The sequence below is a fragment of the Vibrio sp. 1401 genome (assembly GCF_033340295.1).
Genome location: NZ_JAWOWF010000381.1, coordinates 1 through 688, shown reverse-complemented (window position 1 = coordinate 688; position 688 = coordinate 1). Strand labels below are relative to the sequence as shown.

Here is a 688-nt window from a genome sequence, read left to right as displayed (position 1 = left end):
GCTATCAAGCAACTGGATTTCGCGGTAAGCAGCGGTTTATTGCAAGACGAGCAAGCGTGGCAAACACGTAAAATGCTAGCGGATATTTTGTTGAACGAACAACAGTTTGCTAAAGCCTTGCCGCACTATTACGAGTTGAGTAAAGCTGTACCTAAAAACCAGAAAGCTCATGAAGTTTGGCTGCGCATCGCACAATCGCATTACCAGTTGAGCCAATGGAATAAAGGGTTATCAGCGGTGGGTCGCTACGAGAAGTTTGGTCAGCCAGATGAACTCGGTCCATTGTCGATTAAGCTTTCGTCTGAACTGGAACTCAAAAAGTGGCAGCCTGCTATTGTCACCATCAAACGTTTGATTGCAATTGAGCCTGAACGAGTTGAGTGGTGGCGTCAGCTCGTCGCTTTGCACTTACGTGTCGATGACAGCAAACGCGCACTAGATTCAATGGCTTTAGCCAAGCTACAAGGTGTCGCGCTCAGTCAAGATGATTTTAAACTGCTGGCACAGCTTTATGCGAAACGTGGAATCCCAGAGCGTGCTGCTTTAATTATGGAGCAGTTGGAAGACCTTAACGTCGATAGCCAGTTAAAAGCTCAGCAGGCGACCTATTGGCAGATGGCAAAAGAGTGGGATAAATCCATCGATAGTTGGCGAATTGCCGCGAAGTTGGATTCTAAATACTACTGGA

The 688-nt window shown here is 46.8% G+C and carries 1 protein-coding gene; it reads left to right on the top strand.

What is annotated here, in order from left to right; all coding sequences use genetic code 11:
- On the top strand, positions 1 to 688 hold a 688-nt coding region (locus R7Z77_RS25760), incomplete at both ends, for a tetratricopeptide repeat protein (RefSeq protein ID WP_411913216.1).